Source organism: Streptomyces sp. NBC_01471, assembly GCF_041438865.1.
GTDB lineage: Bacteria > Actinomycetota > Actinomycetes > Streptomycetales > Streptomycetaceae > Streptomyces.
On sequence record NZ_CP109450.1, the window covers coordinates 6,536,284 to 6,552,022 of the forward strand.

Sequence of the window (15,739 nt, forward strand, 5' to 3'; positions counted from 1 at the left end):
GATCAGGCCGGGCACGCAGAAAGGGGGCGTAGGGGGCCCTGCCCCGCTCCCCCCTTCACGCCTGCCGTCGGCCGGGGCCGGGCTCTACTTCCTGACCACCAGCAGGACGATCACCGCGATGACGACCAGGGCGGCCACCACCGCGGCGGCGATCTTGCCCTTGCTGTACGGGCGTTCGCCGATGACCTCGGCGGTCCGTGCGTTGACCATGACCTGCCAGCTCTTGCCCGCGTAGAGATAGGTCAGGAACCACACCGGCAGGAGCATCAGCTTGAAGGTGAGCCCGGAGTACCGGGTGTCCACCGAGTGCACCCGCTGCTCGTCCCCGCCGATGTCGGACCGGCAGTCGCCCGTGATGACCTCGGCCATCCGCTCCTTGGCCGTCACCAGCCCGTCCTCGGGCTCCACGTCGTACCGCACGGTCTGGAAACCGGCCAGGTACTCCGGCTGGAAGGGCCTGGCCTCCTCCAGCGGCCAGGGCGTCAGCTTGTCCAGCTGCTTGGTGGCCACGTGGTTGGTCCCCGCGACCAGCACATCGTCGAAGTCGCGGCTGACCGTCCCGGCGGCCGGGTACCAGCGGGTGTGGCGCACCTCGCGGGTCTTGGTGACTGTCTGGCCGTTCTCCTCCGCCGTGTACGTCTCCGTCACGTAGTAGTACTCACCACGCTGGCCCCAGTAGTCGGAGACCGTCTCCGCGTCGTACGTCCAGTGCGGCAGGTAGCTGCCCTTGAACGTCTCCGCCTCGCTGACCTTCTTCAGGCTGGAGGGGGCGAACCAGCGGGACGACGTCCACTTGCGCAGCGCCTCACGGGCGTTGTTGCGGTCCAGGCCGAACGGGACCACCGCCTCGGGTGTGACGCGCTCGGTGGCGTCCGGCTCCGCGACCAGCGCGGTCGCGCAGAACTGGCAGCGGGCGGACAGGTCGTCGGTCTCGGTGTGAGCGCCGCAGCCGGGGCAGACGTAGGCCCGCACCCCCGCGGGCACGGAGCCCCGCGGCTTGGCGGGCAGCGCCGCCAGCTCGTCCCAGCTGTGCTCGCGCACCTGGCGGGGCACGGAGGTGACGGCCTGCTCCTGGCCGCAGTAGGGGCAGCGCATCGCGCCGGAGCCCGGAGCGAACTCCACGGTGGCGCCGCACGCCTGGCACGGGTAGGAGAGGGAAGCCGCACCGGGCGTGGCGGGCCCGGTGCCCGGATCGGTGCCCCAGCCGGTGTTCGGAGCCGCGGCCGGTCCGTTGGAGGCACCCGTGTACTGATCGTCGGTGGTCATCGTCGCCCTGCCTCAGCCCTGCGGCGGGAGCGGCGGTGGAACGGACCCGAAGAGTCCGCCGATTCCGGGCACTTGGTCGGCGGGAAGCCAGCCCGACATCCCGTCCTTCCAGACCAGCGTCGTGCGCGTCAGGGTGCCGGCGCCCACCAGGCCGCTCAGCGCGGCGCTGTCGTACGGGCCCTGCTGGGCGCCGTTGACGCCGACGAACCACTGCTCCTGCGCCGGCAGCGGTGGCGGTCCCGCCGGTGCGGGCGCAGCCGCGGACTGCTGCGGGGCGAGCCCCGCAGCCATCCGCTGACCGGCGGCCATTCCCAGGCCGAGCCCCATGCCCTCGCCGACACCGCTGCCGGGGGTCCGCGCACCCGCGCCGAGCGCGTCGGCCGCCTGGAACTGGGTGTACTGGTCGAGATTGCCCGCGATGCCCATCCGGGAGCGGGTGTCGATCGCCTGCTCCACCTCGGGCGGCAGCGAGATGTTCTCGATGATGAACTTGGGGACCGCGATACCGACCGGCGTCAGCTCCTGGGTGAGCACACTCGCCAGCTTCACGCCGATGACGTCCTGCTGGGTCGCCAGATCGAGCATCGGCACGCCCGAGTTGGCCAGCGCGCTGCCCAGCTTGCCGACGATCAGCTGACGCAGATACTCCTGCACCTCCTCGGTGCGGAACTGCGGATCGGTGCCCGCCAGCTCGCGCAGCAGCGCGGCCGGATCGACCACCCGCGCGGCGAAGGCGCCGAAAGCCCTCAGCCGCACCATGCCGAACTCGGGGTCGCGGACGATGACGGGGTTCTGGGTGCCCCACTTCATGTCGGTGAACTGGCGGGTGGTGACGAAGTACACCTCGGCCTTGAACGGCGAGTCGAACCCGTACTTCCAGCCCTTCAGCGTGGAGAGCAGCGGCAGATTCTGCGTCTCCAGTGTGTAGGTGCCGGGCTGGAAGACATCCGCTATCCGGCCCTCGTTGACGAAGACCGCCGTCTGCGACTCGCGTACGACGAGCCTGGCGCCCATCTTGATCTCGTTGTCATGACGCGGGAACCGCCACACGATGGTGTCCCGGCTGTCGTCGGTCCACTCGACGATGTCAATGAATTCTCCGCGGATGCTGTCGAACAGCCCCATGGGACAACCTCCCCCGCTCTCGTTCGCGTGCCTCTCCTGACCCGCCCGGGAACGATAGCAACCGGTTCGGACGCCCCGGCCGGGCCGTCCACAGGCCCGTACCCGCACCGCCCGGGGCGCCGGATCAGGGCGCCTCCACCGTCACCGAGAAGGAGAACCGGTCGCCCCGGTACCGGATCCGGGCCACATCCACGACCTGCCCCGCCTCGTCGTAGGTCACCCCCGTGTAGTGCAGGATCGGCGAGAGCAGCGGAACCCGGAGCAGCTCGGCCGTCACCGGGTCCGCCAGCCGGGCCTCGATCGTGTCGGTGATCCGGCTGATCCGCACCCCGGCCTCGTCGCGCAGGACCTTGGTCATCGGCCAGCGCTCCAGATCGCTGATCCGGACGGCGGCCGCGATCTCCGGGCGGAGCGCGTTCTCCGCCCAGTTGGTCGGCTCGCCGCTCTCGCCGTCGCAGCGCAGCCGGGTGAAGTCGACTATCTCGTCCAGACCGGGGAAGTGCTCCGACAGCTCGCCCGGCACGGGGACCGGACCGTGACTGAGCACGGTCGTCCGCTCGCCCGACTGCTGGGCGACGATCGCGTCGATCGACCCCAGCAGGCGGCGCGGAGCGCTCGGCCGTGCGCCGGGGTCGATGAAGGTGCCGCGCCGCCGGTGCCGGGTGATCAGGCCCTCGGTCTCCAGCTCCTTGAGGGCCTGGCGCATGGTGAGCACGCTGACGCGGTAGTGCCCGGCCAACTGCTCCTCGGTGGGCAGCCGCAGCGGGTCCTGCGGACGGCGGCCCAGTATCGAGGCCCGCAGCGACTGCGACACCTGGTACCAGAGGGGCAGCCGGCGGTTCAGGACCAGCGAGTCGGGCGCGAAGGCGGTCACGTGGTTCTCCGTACGTACGGCCGGCCGGCCACTGGCACCGGACGGCGGCCGACCGTGGTGTCCGATTATCTCTCAACTCTCCCAGTGCCTGGCCAGCCCCTGCCACACGTCGTCGTACCGGGCCTGCAGATGACCGGCCCCGGCCGCCTGCGCGGTCGCGGTCACCGGCCAGCGCGTCTCGAACATGAAGGCCAGTCCGTCGTCGATCTTCTGCGGCTTGAGCTCGGCGGCGCCGGCCCGCTCGAAGGTCTCCCGGTCCGGACCGTGCGCGGACATCATGTTGTGCAGGGAGCCACCCCCCGGTACGAATCCGCCCTTGCCCGCCGTCTTCGCGTCGTACGCGCCCTCGATGAGCCCCATGTACTCGCTCATCACGTTGCGGTGGAAGTACGGCGGCCGGAACGTGTCCTCGCCGACCAGCCAGCGCGGCGCGAACACCACGAAGTCGACACCGGCGAGACCCTCGGTGTCGGACGGGGACGTCAGCACCGTGAAGATCGACGGGTCCGGGTGGTCGTAGCTGATCGACCCCAGCACATTGAACCGGTGCAGGTCGTAGACGTACGGGACATGGTTGCCGTGCCAGGCCACGACGTCCAGCGGCGAGTGGTCGTACTCCGCGGCCCAGAGATTGCCGCAGAACTTGTTGACCACCTGGACCGGGCGCCCGTCGCCGCCGTCGTCCTCGTAGGCGGCCACCGGGGCCAGGAAGTCCCGTGCGTTGGCCAGGCCGTTGGCGCCGATCGGGCCGAGGTCGGGGAGCTGGAAGGGGCGGCCGTAGTTCTCACAGACATAGCCGCGGACCACCCCGTCCAGCAGCTCGACGCGGAACCGCACCCCGCGCGGGATCAGCGCGATCTGGCCGGGCCGTGCGCTCAGCAGCCCCAGCTCCGTACGGATGAGGAGCCCGCCGCTCTCCGGGACGATCAGCAGCTCGCCGTCGGCGTCGCTGAACACCCGGTCGGTCATGGGGGAGTTGGCGTGGTAGAGGTGCACGGCCATCCCGGAGCGCCGGCTCGCGTCGCCGTTGCCGCCCAGGGTCCACAGGCCGGCCAGGAAGTCCGTGCCCGGCGCGGGCTCGGGCAGCGGGTCCCAGCGCAGCCGGTTGGGGTCGGGGACCGTCTCGGTGAACGGCGCGCCGCGCACCGCTCCGTTGTCGATGCGCACGAAGGGCGGGTGGGCCGCGGACGGCCTGATCCGGTAGAGCCAGGAGCGCCGGTTGTGGGCGCGGGGCTCGGTGAAGGCGGAGCCGCTGAGCTGTTCCGCGTACAGCCCGAGGGGGGCGCGCTGCGGCGAGTTCCGGCCATGGGGCAGGGCGCCGGGCACTGCCTCCGTGCTGTGCTCATTACCGAAACCCGGGGAGTACACCAGGGCGTCGGCCGTCTCCCTGGCCCGCTCGATCTCTCTGGCCTGCTCGGTGGTCGTCATCGCTCGCTCCCGGTGCCGAAAGAATCCTATGCACAACAGTAGGATTGCGCTTACCGCGCGTCAACGGGGCGAAACCGGGGGCGACCGCGCACAGGGGCATCATGGAGCGCATGTCCGATCCGCACGCGCTCCGGCGCGTCCCCGTACAGCAGCGCAGTGCCGAACGGCTGGCCCGGATACTCGACGCGTGCGCGGAAATCCTCGACGAGGACGGCTACGAGCGGCTGACCACCCGCGCCGTCGCCGCGCGGGCGGGCGTGCCCATCGGCTCCGTCTACCGGTTCTTCGGAAACAAGCGCGCGATGGTGGACGCCCTGGCGCAGCGCAATCTGGACGGCTACGCGGCCCGGATCACCGAACGGCTCACGGCGCTTCCGGCAGCGGACTGGCGCGGGGTGGTCGACGCCGTGCTGGACGAGTACCTCGCCATGCGGCGGACGGTGCCCGGCTTCGCGTTCGTGGACTTCGGCGGCCCGGCGGCACTGGACGAACCCAATCCGAAGGTCGCCGACCGTCTCACCGAGCTTCTCGCGTCCCATCTCGGCAGGGCCGCCGACGGCAGACTGCGCCGCAAGGTGCTCGTCGGTGTCGAGGCGACCGACGCGCTGCTCCAACTCGCCTTCCGCGCTGAGCCGTCGGGGGACGCCGGGCTGATCGGGGAGGTCAGGGAGCTGCTGCACGCGTATCTCGGTCCGGTACTGGACTGAGCCTGTCCGGGGGCGCTCCGCCCGGGGGCCCTGGCGCCGGAAAACTAACATCGCTAGTTTGGGCGGTGACGGTCACCGCCCGGAACCGCCCGGCACCGCGGCGGTGCGGCACAGCGACACCGGCAGGCTCTGGAGGAGTGCGATGAAGGCCCACGACGGCATGTACATCGGCGGCGAGTGGCGGCCCGCGGCGGGCCGGGACACGATCGCCGTGGTGAATCCGGCCGACGAGCAGGTCATCGGCCATGTCCCGGCCGGTACCCCGGAGGATGTCGACGCGGCGGTGCGGGCGGCCCGTGCGGCCTTCCCGGCCTGGGCGGCGACGGCGCCCGCCGAACGCGCGGCCAGGATCGGGGCCCTGCGCGATGTGCTGGTCGCGCGCCAGGACGAGATCGCGGAGACCATCACCGCCGAACTGGGCTCACCCCTGAAGTTCTCCCGGCTCGTGCACGCGGGCGTGCCCCCGCTGGTCGCCGGTTCGTACGCGGAACTGGCTGCCGCCCACCCCTTCGAGGAGACGGTCGGCAACTCCACCGTCCTCTCCGAACCGGTCGGCGTCGTCGGTGCGATCACCCCCTGGAACTACCCGCTCCACCAGATCGTCGCGAAGGTGGCCCCGGCACTCGCCGCGGGCTGCACCGTCGTCCTGAAGCCGGCCGAGGACACCCCGCTGACGGCGCAGCTGTTCGCCGAGGCGACCGCGGATGCGGGGCTGCCCGCCGGAGTGTTCAACCTGGTCACCGGGGTCGGGCCGGTCGCGGGACAGGCGCTGGCCGGACACGACGGCGTCGACCTGGTCTCTTTCACCGGCTCCACCGCGGTCGGCCGCCAGATCGGCGCGGTCGCGGGCGCGGCGGTCAAGCGCGTCGCCCTGGAGCTCGGCGGGAAGTCCGCCAACGTCATCCTGCCGAGCGCCGACCTGGCCAAGGCGGTGAGTGTCGGCGTCGCCAACGTCATGGGCAACTCCGGCCAGACGTGCAGCGCCTGGACCCGGATGCTGGTCCACCGCGACCAGTACGACGAGGCGGTCGGGCTCGCTGCCGCCGCTGCCGCCAAGTACACCCCGGGCGAGCGGATGGGTCCGCTGGTCAACGCCAAACAGCTGGACCGCGTCCGCGGATACATCGAGAAGGGCGTAGAGGAGGGGGCCAGGCTCGTCGCCGGCGGCCCCGAGGCGCCCTTCGAGCGCGGGTACTACGTCAGTCCGACCGTCTTCGCCGATGTCACCCCCGACATGACCATCGCGCAGGAGGAGATCTTCGGCCCGGTCGTCTCGGTCATCGCCTATGAGGACGAGGAGGACGCCCTGCGCATCGCCAACGGCACCGTCTACGGCCTCGGGGGCGCGGTCTGGGCCGGTGAGGAGAGCGAGGCGGCGGCCTTCGCACGGCGGATGGACACCGGCCAGGTCGACATCAACGGCGGCCGCTTCAACCCGCTCGCGCCCTTCGGCGGCTACAAGCAGTCCGGCGTCGGCCGCGAGCTCGGCTCGCACGGCCTCGCCGAGTACCTCCAGACCAAGTCCCTTCAGTTCTGAGCCCGGGAGCACCGCACATGGTCCGCGCCGCTGTCCTGTCCGCCATCGGTTCCCCTCTGGAGATCACCGGCATCGAACTGCCCGAACCCGGCCCCGGCCAGGTCCGGGTCCGGCTCGCCGCCGCCGGGGTCTGCCACTCCGATCTCTCCCTGGCCAACGGCACCATGCGGGTGCCGGTCCCCGCGGTCCTCGGCCACGAGGGCGCCGGCACCGTCCTCTCCGTGGGGGAGGGCGTCACCCATGTCGCCCCCGGTGACGGTGTCGTCCTCAACTGGGCGCCGTCCTGCGGGAAGTGCCACGCCTGCTCGCTCGGGGAGGTGTGGCTCTGCGCCGACGCGCTGTCGGGGGCGGGCCGCGTCCACGCCCGTACCCACGAGGGCACCGAACTCCACCCGGGCCTGAACGTCGCGGCGTTCGCCGAGGAGACGGTCGTCGCCGCGAACTGCGTGCTGCCGGTGCCCGACGGCATCCCGCTCACCGATGCGGCGCTGCTGGGCTGTGCGGTCCTCACCGGGTACGGCGCGGTCCACCACTCGGCGCGGGTCCGCGCGGGGGAGACGGTCGCGGTCTTCGGGGCGGGCGGGGTCGGCCTCGCGACGCTGCAGTCCGCGCGGATCGCGGGTGCGTCGGCGATCATCGCCGTGGACGTCTCCCCGGCGAAGGAGGAACTGGCGCGGGCCGCGGGCGCCACCGAGTTCGTGGTGGCGTCCGAAACGACGGCCAAGGACATCCGCCGGCTGACGGGTGGCCAGGGCGTGGACGCCGCGGTCGAGTGTGTGGGCCGCGCCGTGACGATCCGTACGGCCTGGGAGTCGACACGGCGCGGCGGCCGCACGACCGTGGTCGGCATCGGCGGCAAGGACCAGCAGGTCACCTTCAACGCCCTGGAGCTCTTCCACTGGGGCCGCACGCTCTCCGGCTGTGTCTACGGGAACTCCGATCCGGCGCAGGACCTGCCGGTGCTCGCCGGGCACATCAGGGCGGGCCGGCTCGACGTCGGAGCGATGGTGACGGAGCGGATCGGCCTGGAGGGGATCCCCGGCGCGTTCGAGAACATGCTGGCGGGCAGGGGCGGTCGGGCGCTGGTGGTCTTCGAGTAGCGCCCGGCCGCAGCTGTCAGCCGCCGTCCCGGACCGGCCGCACGGCCTCGAACTGCAGCGCCAGACCGTCCACCAGCGCCCTGAGCCCGGTCTCGAAGGCGCCGTTGTCGACCTTCTGCCGGTGCTCGGCGAGCAGATGCGCCTGGCCGAGGTGCGGATAGTCGGCCGGGTCGTAGGCCGTCTCGTCGTCGACGAAGCCGCGCGCGAAGGAGCCCAGCGCCGAGCCGGTGATGAAGTACCGCATCAGCGCCCCGATGTACGTCGCCTGGGCGGGCGGCCACCCCGCCCGGACCATCGCGCCGAAGACCGCGTCGGCCACCCGCAGCCCCGCCGGGCGCCGTCCGGGGCCGCGGGCCAGCACCGGGACGATGTGGGGGTGGTCGCTGAGGGCTGCCCGGTAGGAGACGGCCCAGTCGTGCAGTGCGGTGCGCCAGTCGCGGCCGTCGGTCTCGTCGAACATCGACAGGTCGACCTTGGCCGAGACGGCGTCGGCGACCGCTTCGAGGATCTCGTCCTTGGTGCGGAAGTGGTTGTAGAGCGAGGGCCCGCTGACCCCCAGCTCGGCGGCGAGCCGGCGGGTGGAGACGGCGGCGAGCCCCTCGGAGTCCACGAGCGCGCTCGCGGTCGTGACGATGCGCTCCCTGCTGAGGAGGGGCTTGCGTGGGCGGGCCATGGCGCACATAGTAGGGCCTGCCACTCAGAAACTAGCAGTGCTAATTTAAATGAGGTGCCCCATGAACCTGGAGCTCAGTGAGGAGCAGTCCGCGGTACGGCGGCTCGCCGAGGACTTCGTCGCCCGGGAGATCACCCCGCACGTCGTCGAGTGGGACCGGGCGGAGAGCGTCGACCGCTCCGTGGTGCGCAAGCTCGGCGCGCTGGGCTTCCTCGGACTGACCGTGCCCGAGGAGTACGGCGGCTCCGGCGGCGACCACCTCTCGTACTGCCTGGTCACCGAGGAGCTCGGCCGTGGCGACTCGTCGGTGCGCGGCATCGTCTCCGTCTCGCTGGGCCTGGTGGCCAAGACCGTCGCGCACTGGGGCGACGAGGAGCAGAAGCGGCGCTGGCTGCCCGGTCTCACCTCCGGCGACCTCATCGGCTGTTTCGGCCTCACCGAGCCCGGCACCGGCTCCGACGCGGGCAACCTCACGACGAAGGCCGTCCGGGACGGCGGCTCCGGCGACTACCTCATCAACGGCTCCAAGATGTTCATCACCAACGGCACCTGGGCCGATGTGGTGCTGCTCTTCGCCCGGTCCACCGATGCCCCGGGCCACCGGGGCATCTCGGCGTTCCTGGTCCCCACCGACACCCCCGGACTCACCCGCCGCACCGTCCACGGCAAGCTCGGGCTGCGCGGCCAGGCCACGGCCGAGCTGGTCCTGGAGGACGTACGGGTCCCGGCCTCGGCGATGCTGGCACCCGAGGGCAAGGGATTCACGGTCGCCATGTCGGCGCTGGCCAAGGGGCGGATGTCGGTCGCAGCCGGCTGTGTGGGCATCGCGCAGGCGGCACTCGACTGCGCGGTGAAGTACGCCACCGAGCGCGAGCAGTTCGGCCGGACGATCGCCCACCACCAGCTCATCCAGGAACTGATCACCGACATCGCGGTCGACGTGGACGCGGCACGGCTGCTCACCTGGCGGGTCGCCGACCTGATCGACCGCGGCGAGCCGTTCGCCACCGAGTCCTCCAAGGCGAAGCTCTTCGCATCGGAGGCCGCCGTACGGGCCGCGAACAACGCCCTCCAGGTCTTCGGCGGCTACGGGTACATCGACGAGTACCCGGCGGGGAAACTGCTGCGCGACGCCCGGGTGATGACGCTGTACGAGGGCACCAGCCAGATCCAGAAACTGGTCATCGGCCGCGCCCTCACCGGGGTTTCCGCCTTCTGACCCGCTCGCCTTCCGGCCGGCTTCCGGCCGTTCGGGACGCGTACCCGTGCCCGCACGGACTCCCGGAGCCGGCCCCTGCTGACTGGCCCCTGCTCACCCGTCCCTGCTCAGAACAGCAGGGACTTCAGGGTGTCCACGGCATGGCCCGGGTCGTCGCCGATCCAGGCGGTGTGGCCGTCCGGCCTGATCAACGCGGCCGGGACCGTGGACCAGGACCTGGCCAGGTCCTGGTCCATCGGCGGGTTCGCGTCGGGTTCGGCGGTGACGGAAGCCGTACCCGCCAGCTCGTGAAGGCCGGCGGCCGCGATCGCCCGGTCGGCACGGAGGCGGCCACCGGTGAGGTCGAGGAGAGCGAACCGGCCCGGTCGTGCGGTTTCGAACAGCCGTCGGGGGCCGGCGCCGTCGGGCGTGGGGGCGAAGGCCAGGTCGGGGGCGCGGGTGCCGACGAGCCGGTCGTCGTCGTGTGAGCCGTCGAGTGCTCCGTACCGGACGCCGAGTTGGGACAGCCGGGCGGTGAGGTCGTGGTTGAGCGCCGGGTATTCGGACAGCAGGGTGTCGAAGCGCCGGCGCAGGGTGAAGCCGTCCAGACCGGTGGCGGTGACCAGGGCGACCTGGGCGCGGACGTCGGCCAGGACGGCCGCGCCGACCGGACGGCGCTCGGCCGTGTAGTCGTCGAGCACCCTGTCGGCGGCCCCCGCGCGCAGGACGGCGGCCAGCCGCCAGGCCAGGTTGTGCGCGTCCTGGACGCCGAGATTCAGGCCCTGGCCGCCCATCGGGTAGTGCATGTGGGCGGCGTCCCCGGCGAGCAGCACCCGTCCGGCGCGGTAGGCGTCCGCGACCTTTCCCGCATCCCCCACCGTGGCGATCCGCCGGGGATCGCGCATGCCGAGGTCGGTGCCTGCCACCCGTTCGACGGCGGCGCGCAGGTAGGCGAAGGGCACCGGGGAGGGCGGTGTCCCGTGCATGGTCGCGTGGTCGAGCACGCCGACGAGGTGACGGCCTTCCGGCAGCGGGATGGTGAGCAGGACGCCCGCCTCGCAGGACAGGATCGGCGCCCCGTCCGGCGGCGGATCCTCCAGAACGACGTCTCCGCTGAGGGTGGTGGTGATGTTCTCGGTGCCGGTGAAGGGGATCCCGGCGGCGGTGCGGACGGTGCTGTGCGCGCCGTCGCAGCCGACCACGTAGCGTGCGGTCAGCCGCCCCGGGCCTGCCGGGGTCTCGATCTCCGTCTCGACCCGGTCGGGGTACTGCCGCAATCCGGTGACCCGGCACTGGCGGGTCACCCCGCCGCCGAGTTCGCGCAGCCGGCGTTCCATCAACTCCTCGGTCCCGACCTGCGGGTTGAGCAATACGAAGGGGTACCGCGTAGGGAGGCCCGTGAAGTCGAGCCGGGTCTGCCCCAGGGCGAAGTGCCAGGAGTCGCTGATCCGTCCTGCCGCGAGCAGGGGTTCGGACAGGCCGCGGGTGTCGAGGAGTTCGAGGGTACGCGGCTGAACGGTGTGGCCCCGGGACCAGGTCGAGCGCTCAGTACGGGCTTCCAGCAGCCGGACGCCGACCCCGGTGGCGGCGAGCTCGGCGGCCAGCCAGGTCCCGACCGGGCCGGCTCCGACGATGAGGACGTCGGTGTCAAAATCCATCAAGGCGCTCCTGGCTCGCGTGTGTTCGGGGATTCGTGGCGCCCCGGCGTCCGCCGACTCCGGATTGTCAGCCGCGGCACGGGTGGGGGAAGGGCCGCTCAGCAGCCCGTCTTTCACGCGGACCACTCCGGCGGACCACTCCGGGGGATGCACGGTTCCTGATGACGCAGTACGACGTTATCGGGCCCCTCGCACGCTCGGGGAAGGGGATGCGCCGGTGATCGGCGATCGTTCCACCCCATCGACGTAAAAGGTGACAAGCCGCCTGCGCCCGCCTCATCGGACGTCTACCGTATGGACAGCCGCGACGCCCGCCGGCAGCCGTCCGAGGAGGAATCCTGTGTCATCACCCTGCGATCCCGAACACGCTCCCGTCGGCGATGTGGGCGCAGCGCTCATGATGATCGACTCCCGGCTCAAGGAAATCCACGCCGGCCGGACCGAGGCCGACCCCGAACAACAGGAACTGGTCGACCGGTTGACCGCGTCACTGGGGCCCAGAGGGGCCAACGACGTGCTGGACGGCGCGTGCACGCTCATCTTCATGTTCATGACGTGGCTGCGGCAGGCGCACGAGGAACACGACAAGGACGTCATCGAGTACGTGGTGCCCAGCCTCGTGACCACGATGCGCATGATGCCCAGGAGCATCCGCCCCGAGGCCATCCCCACCATGGCGGGCCTGGTCGTCGCCGCGGGCACCGGACTGAGCCCCAGCCTGTGGCGCAAACAGTACGGAGACTGGACCGCGGAGGAGATGAACCCACTGGAAGCCACCGCCTTCCTGCTCGCGGAGCACATCAACCGGATCACCGACGACCCCGACTTCGCCACCCGCATGGTCACCGAAGCCCTGTCCGGTGCGGACGAGGACTGACCTGCCGCACCCTCGCGAGAGCCCTCCCGGGCGGCCGCCCTGTCTCGCTGACGGTCCCGGGCCGGGCGGGCACCAGAACCCGAAGCTGAGTAGCTGTACGGATATGACCGGCGCCGCATCCGCACGATGCTGTCCCCATGAGTGACACACCGGTCCGACAGCAGAACACCGCCGCATACTTCGGCCAGGCCGTGGCGTCCTTCGCGGTAGCACTGGCGGCCATGGCCCTGGGCATCCTCAATCTGGACGTCAACGTCTGGGTGCGGGCCTTCCTCGGTCTCGGGCTCCTCTACCTCACGACATCCGCCTTCACCCTCGCCAAGGTCATCAGGGACCGGCAGGAGGCCGGCCAGATCGTGACCAGGGTGGACCAGGCCCGGCTTGAGAAGCTGCTCGCCGAGCACGATCCGTTCCAGAAGCTCTGACGGCCGTTGCCGCCGCCCCGGCCAGTGTCCTAAGCGCTTGCTCACCTTCGGGGTATGGTGTGCGTCCTGCAGCAGCGCTGCGTCACGGGCGGAAGGGGCGAGCAATGAGCACGGCGGAGGAGACGGCGGGCGGCGAGGAGCCCTGGGCGGAGGTCGGCCCCGAGGCCGCCAGGCGGCTGCTCGTCGCCGCGGTCGAGGCCTTCGCCGAACGCGGTTACCACGCGACGACGACCCGCGACATCGCGGGCCGCGCCGGAATGAGCCCGGCCGCGCTCTACATCCACTACAAGACCAAGGAAGAGCTGCTCCACCGGATCAGCCGGATCGGCCACGAGAAGGCCCTGGAGATCCTGGAGACAGCGGCCGACGGCCCGGGTGCGCCCGCCGAACGGCTTGCGGCGGCCGTCCGCTCCTTCGTCCGCTGGCACGCCGGGCACCATACGACGGCCCGTGTCGTGCAGTACGAACTCGACGCGCTCGGCGACGACCACCGCACCGAGATCGTCGAACTCCGCAGGCGGAGCGACGACGCCGTGCGCCGCATCATCAACGACGGCGTGCAGGCGGGGGAGTTCGACGTCCCGTACGTCCCCGGGACCGCGCTGGCCGTGCTGTCGCTCTGCATCGACGTGGCGCGCTGGTTCAACGTGGAGGGGCGCAGAACGCCCGACGAGGTCGGCGTGTTCTACGCCGACCTCGTCCTGCGGATGGTCTCCGCCCGGAAGTAGCACGGGCCCGGCGGCTCGGCGGCCCGGCACCTCGGGGGTGCGGCGGTCCGGAATCGGAAGCCGTCTGGATCGGAACCCGTCCGGATCGGAACCCGTCCGGATCAGAAGTATCGGAACCCGTCCGGATCAGAAGTAGTAGCGGGAGACCGACTCCGCCACGCACACCGGCTTGTCGCCGCCCTCGCGCTCCACCGTGACCGCGGCCGTCACCTGCACGCCGCCGCCCGCCTCGGACACATCCGTGAGGACCGCCGTGGCCCGCAGCCGGGAGCCGACCGGCACCGTGGCGGGGAAGCGCACCTTGTCGGTGCCGTAGTTGATGCCCATCTTCATTCCCTCGACCCGCATGATCTGCGGGACCAGCGTGGGCAGCAGCGACAGGGTCAGATAGCCATGGGCGATGGTCGTGCCGAACGGGCCCGCCGCGGCCTTCACCGGGTCGACATGGATCCACTGGTGGTCGCCCGTGGCGTCCGCGAAGAGGTCGATCCGCTTCTGGTCGATCTCCAGCCAGTCGCTCGGCCCCAGCTGCTCACCGATTCCGGCGCGCAGCTCATCGGCGGATGTGAAGATCCTCGGCTCTGCCATGCGTGATCCTGCCTTTCCCAACAGTCCCGGCGACCGGCGGCGCTCCGGCGGCCGCAGTGAGGTGTCCAAGCGCTTGCTCAGCATTGTCGCGTGCGCCCGCCCCTGTCAACGACCGGCCTCGACGTCGGAGCTTCAACGACGCGGGCCTCGACGACCGGGAGCCTCGGCGACCGACCGTGCGGCCGTTCATACGACTGTTCGTACGGCCGGTCGTCGGCAGCGACGGGCAGTAGGCTCTGCGGAGTGCCGCACATTCCAGAGAAGGTCCAAGAGCTCACGGTCGGCCAGCTCTCCGCACGGAGTGGAGCCGCCGTTTCCGCCCTGCACTTCTACGAGAGCAAGGGGCTGATCACCAGCCGCAGGACGAGCGGCAACCAGCGCCGCTACACCCGGGACGCGCTGCGCCGGGTCGCCTTCGTCCGCGCGGCGCAGCGCGTCGGCATCCCGCTCGCCACGATCAGGGGCGCGCTCGCCGAGCTGCCCGACGAGCGCACGCCCAACCGCGAGGACTGGGCGCGACTCTCCGCCGCCTGGCGCGCCGAACTCGACGGCCGCCTCGCCCAGCTCGCCCGCCTCCGCGACCATCTCACCGACTGCATCGGCTGCGGCTGTCTGTCGCTGGAGAACTGTGTCCTGTCCAACCCGGACGACACCGTCGGTGACCGCATGACCGGTTCGAGGCTGCTGCCCGGACCCCCCGACCCGTCCGCGGAGGGTCCGGCCGGCTGACGGCCGCGCCCGTCCTCAGGCCGCCGAGGCCAGGGCCGTGTGCCGGGCGCTCCTCGCGCGGGCCAGCGCGGTGGAGGTGAGGACCGGCTGCGGGACGAGGATCCCGCACCGGCTGCAGACCGGCCCCGACCACGGCTCCCGTCCGCCCCGCGAGGTCCAGGTGATCGTTTTCTCGGTGCACACCGGGCAGGCGCCGGCCGGGTCGGCCCTGAGGGCGGAAATCAGCCGCCGCAGAACCTCCGCCAGGGGCCGGGACGGATGCACGGCGGGGTCGCCGCACCAGGCCACACCGCAGCCGCCCCAGGTGCGCCGGTGCCAGTCGTCGAAGGCGCCGGGACGCCGTATCCCGTCGTGCTTCTCCCGCTTGCGCCGCTCCGCGAACTCCGCCTCGTAGGCGAGCCAGACGGTCCGCGCCTCTTCCAGTTCGTCGAGCGCGGCCACCAGCCGCGCCGGATCCGGGGCCCGGTCCTCGGGCCCGATGTGATGCCTGGCACACAGATGGTCCCAGGTCGCCCTGTGTCCGTACGGGGCAAACCTCTCCAGACACTTGCGCAGCGAATACCGCCGCAGGGCAAGGTCGTGGTGGGGATCGCGCACCTGTCTCGCGAGACTCCGGAAACCGGCCATCGCACTGCCACCTCCGTCGCTGAAAACTCCTGCGTCAGTCAATGGACGTACGGCTACCCGATTCGGCTCCATCGAATTCCCGATGGCTGCCATCATCGATTCGACCGGTCCCGCACCTGTGTGTCGATTCGGAAAAGGTGACGCATGTTCACCTTACTGACGGGTCACCCCGCCAGTAACGTCCGTCTCATCGGCTTCC

16 protein-coding genes are annotated in these 15,739 nt (G+C 71.3%); 8 read left to right on the forward strand and 8 right to left on the reverse strand.

Annotated features, from left to right (window positions below; genetic code table 11):
- Positions 1–84: 84 nt before the first annotated feature.
- From OG285_RS29265 to hmgA, 4 genes are all read right to left on the reverse strand, one after another.
- Positions 85–1,266, reverse strand: coding sequence for a hypothetical protein (locus OG285_RS29265; RefSeq protein ID WP_356829755.1), 1,182 nt, complete (start codon positions 1,264–1,266; stop codon positions 85–87).
- Between the two features lie 12 nt (positions 1,267–1,278).
- Positions 1,279–2,391: an SPFH domain-containing protein gene (locus tag OG285_RS29270; RefSeq protein WP_356829753.1), complete on the reverse strand. Its 1,113-nt coding sequence runs from the start codon at positions 2,389–2,391 to the stop codon at positions 1,279–1,281.
- A gap of 124 nt (positions 2,392–2,515) precedes the next feature.
- The gene (locus OG285_RS29275) at positions 2,516–3,265 is read right to left on the reverse strand and encodes a GntR family transcriptional regulator (protein ID WP_356829751.1); all 750 of its coding nucleotides are present in this window, start codon (positions 3,263–3,265) and stop codon (positions 2,516–2,518) included.
- Between the two features lie 72 nt (positions 3,266–3,337).
- Entirely contained in the window at positions 3,338–4,693 is a 1,356-nt protein-coding gene (gene hmgA, locus OG285_RS29280) for a homogentisate 1,2-dioxygenase (protein ID WP_356829749.1), read from the reverse strand.
- Between the two features lie 101 nt (positions 4,694–4,794).
- Between hmgA and OG285_RS29285 the strand changes: the two genes are divergently transcribed.
- The 3 genes from OG285_RS29285 to OG285_RS29295 all read left to right on the forward strand — a co-directional run bounded on the left by OG285_RS29285 (position 4,795) and on the right by OG285_RS29295 (position 8,037).
- The gene (locus OG285_RS29285; RefSeq protein ID WP_356829747.1) at positions 4,795–5,400 is read left to right on the forward strand and encodes a TetR/AcrR family transcriptional regulator; all 606 of its coding nucleotides are present in this window, start codon (positions 4,795–4,797) and stop codon (positions 5,398–5,400) included.
- 142 nt (positions 5,401–5,542) lie between these two features.
- Positions 5,543–6,937 (forward strand): aldehyde dehydrogenase family protein, encoded by a 1,395-nt coding sequence (locus OG285_RS29290; RefSeq protein ID WP_371792668.1) that lies wholly within the window; start codon positions 5,543–5,545, stop codon positions 6,935–6,937.
- A gap of 17 nt (positions 6,938–6,954) precedes the next feature.
- Complete coding sequence (locus OG285_RS29295) at positions 6,955–8,037, forward strand: Zn-dependent alcohol dehydrogenase (RefSeq protein WP_371792669.1); 1,083 nt, start codon at positions 6,955–6,957, stop codon at positions 8,035–8,037.
- 16 nt (positions 8,038–8,053) lie between these two features.
- On the opposite strand, the gene OG285_RS29300 is transcribed toward OG285_RS29295, so the two are convergent.
- Positions 8,054–8,710 carry a TetR/AcrR family transcriptional regulator C-terminal domain-containing protein gene (locus tag OG285_RS29300; protein WP_356829741.1) on the reverse strand — a complete coding sequence of 219 codons (657 nt, stop codon included), beginning with the start codon at positions 8,708–8,710 and terminating at the stop codon, positions 8,054–8,056.
- 61 nt (positions 8,711–8,771) lie between these two features.
- On the opposite strand from OG285_RS29300, the gene OG285_RS29305 reads away from it, so the two are divergent.
- Complete coding sequence (locus tag OG285_RS29305; protein WP_371792670.1) at positions 8,772–9,929, forward strand: acyl-CoA dehydrogenase family protein; 1,158 nt, start codon at positions 8,772–8,774, stop codon at positions 9,927–9,929.
- A 107-nt stretch (positions 9,930–10,036) separates the two neighbouring features.
- On the opposite strand, the gene OG285_RS29310 is transcribed toward OG285_RS29305, so the two are convergent.
- A complete protein-coding gene (locus OG285_RS29310) occupies positions 10,037–11,566 on the reverse strand; it encodes an FAD-dependent monooxygenase (RefSeq protein ID WP_371792671.1) in 1,530 nt (509 codons plus the stop codon).
- 340 nt (positions 11,567–11,906) lie between these two features.
- Here OG285_RS29310 and OG285_RS29315 point away from each other — a divergent pair, with 340 nt between their 5' ends.
- The 3 genes from OG285_RS29315 to OG285_RS29325 all read left to right on the forward strand — a co-directional run bounded on the left by OG285_RS29315 (position 11,907) and on the right by OG285_RS29325 (position 13,596).
- Positions 11,907–12,443, forward strand: a complete 537-nt coding sequence (locus tag OG285_RS29315; RefSeq protein WP_371792672.1) for a hypothetical protein — start codon at positions 11,907–11,909, stop codon at positions 12,441–12,443.
- 137 nt (positions 12,444–12,580) lie between these two features.
- On the forward strand, positions 12,581–12,868 hold the full coding sequence (locus OG285_RS29320) for a YiaA/YiaB family inner membrane protein (RefSeq protein WP_328316664.1): 288 nt from the start codon (positions 12,581–12,583) through the stop codon (positions 12,866–12,868).
- 104 nt (positions 12,869–12,972) lie between these two features.
- Positions 12,973–13,596, forward strand: coding sequence for a TetR/AcrR family transcriptional regulator (locus OG285_RS29325; protein ID WP_371792673.1), 624 nt, complete (start codon positions 12,973–12,975; stop codon positions 13,594–13,596).
- Positions 13,597–13,722: 126 nt separating this feature from the next.
- On the opposite strand, the gene OG285_RS29330 is transcribed toward OG285_RS29325, so the two are convergent.
- Entirely contained in the window at positions 13,723–14,184 is a 462-nt protein-coding gene (locus OG285_RS29330; protein WP_356829730.1) for a MaoC family dehydratase, read from the reverse strand.
- A gap of 243 nt (positions 14,185–14,427) precedes the next feature.
- Here OG285_RS29330 and soxR point away from each other — a divergent pair, with 243 nt between their 5' ends.
- Positions 14,428–14,913 carry a redox-sensitive transcriptional activator SoxR gene (gene soxR / locus OG285_RS29335; protein ID WP_356829728.1) on the forward strand — a complete coding sequence of 162 codons (486 nt, stop codon included), beginning with the start codon at positions 14,428–14,430 and terminating at the stop codon, positions 14,911–14,913.
- 15 nt (positions 14,914–14,928) lie between these two features.
- Here soxR and OG285_RS29340 read toward each other — a convergent pair whose 3' ends face one another.
- Positions 14,929–15,540, reverse strand: coding sequence for a hypothetical protein (locus OG285_RS29340; protein WP_356829726.1), 612 nt, complete (start codon positions 15,538–15,540; stop codon positions 14,929–14,931).
- Positions 15,541–15,739 lie beyond the last annotated feature (199 nt).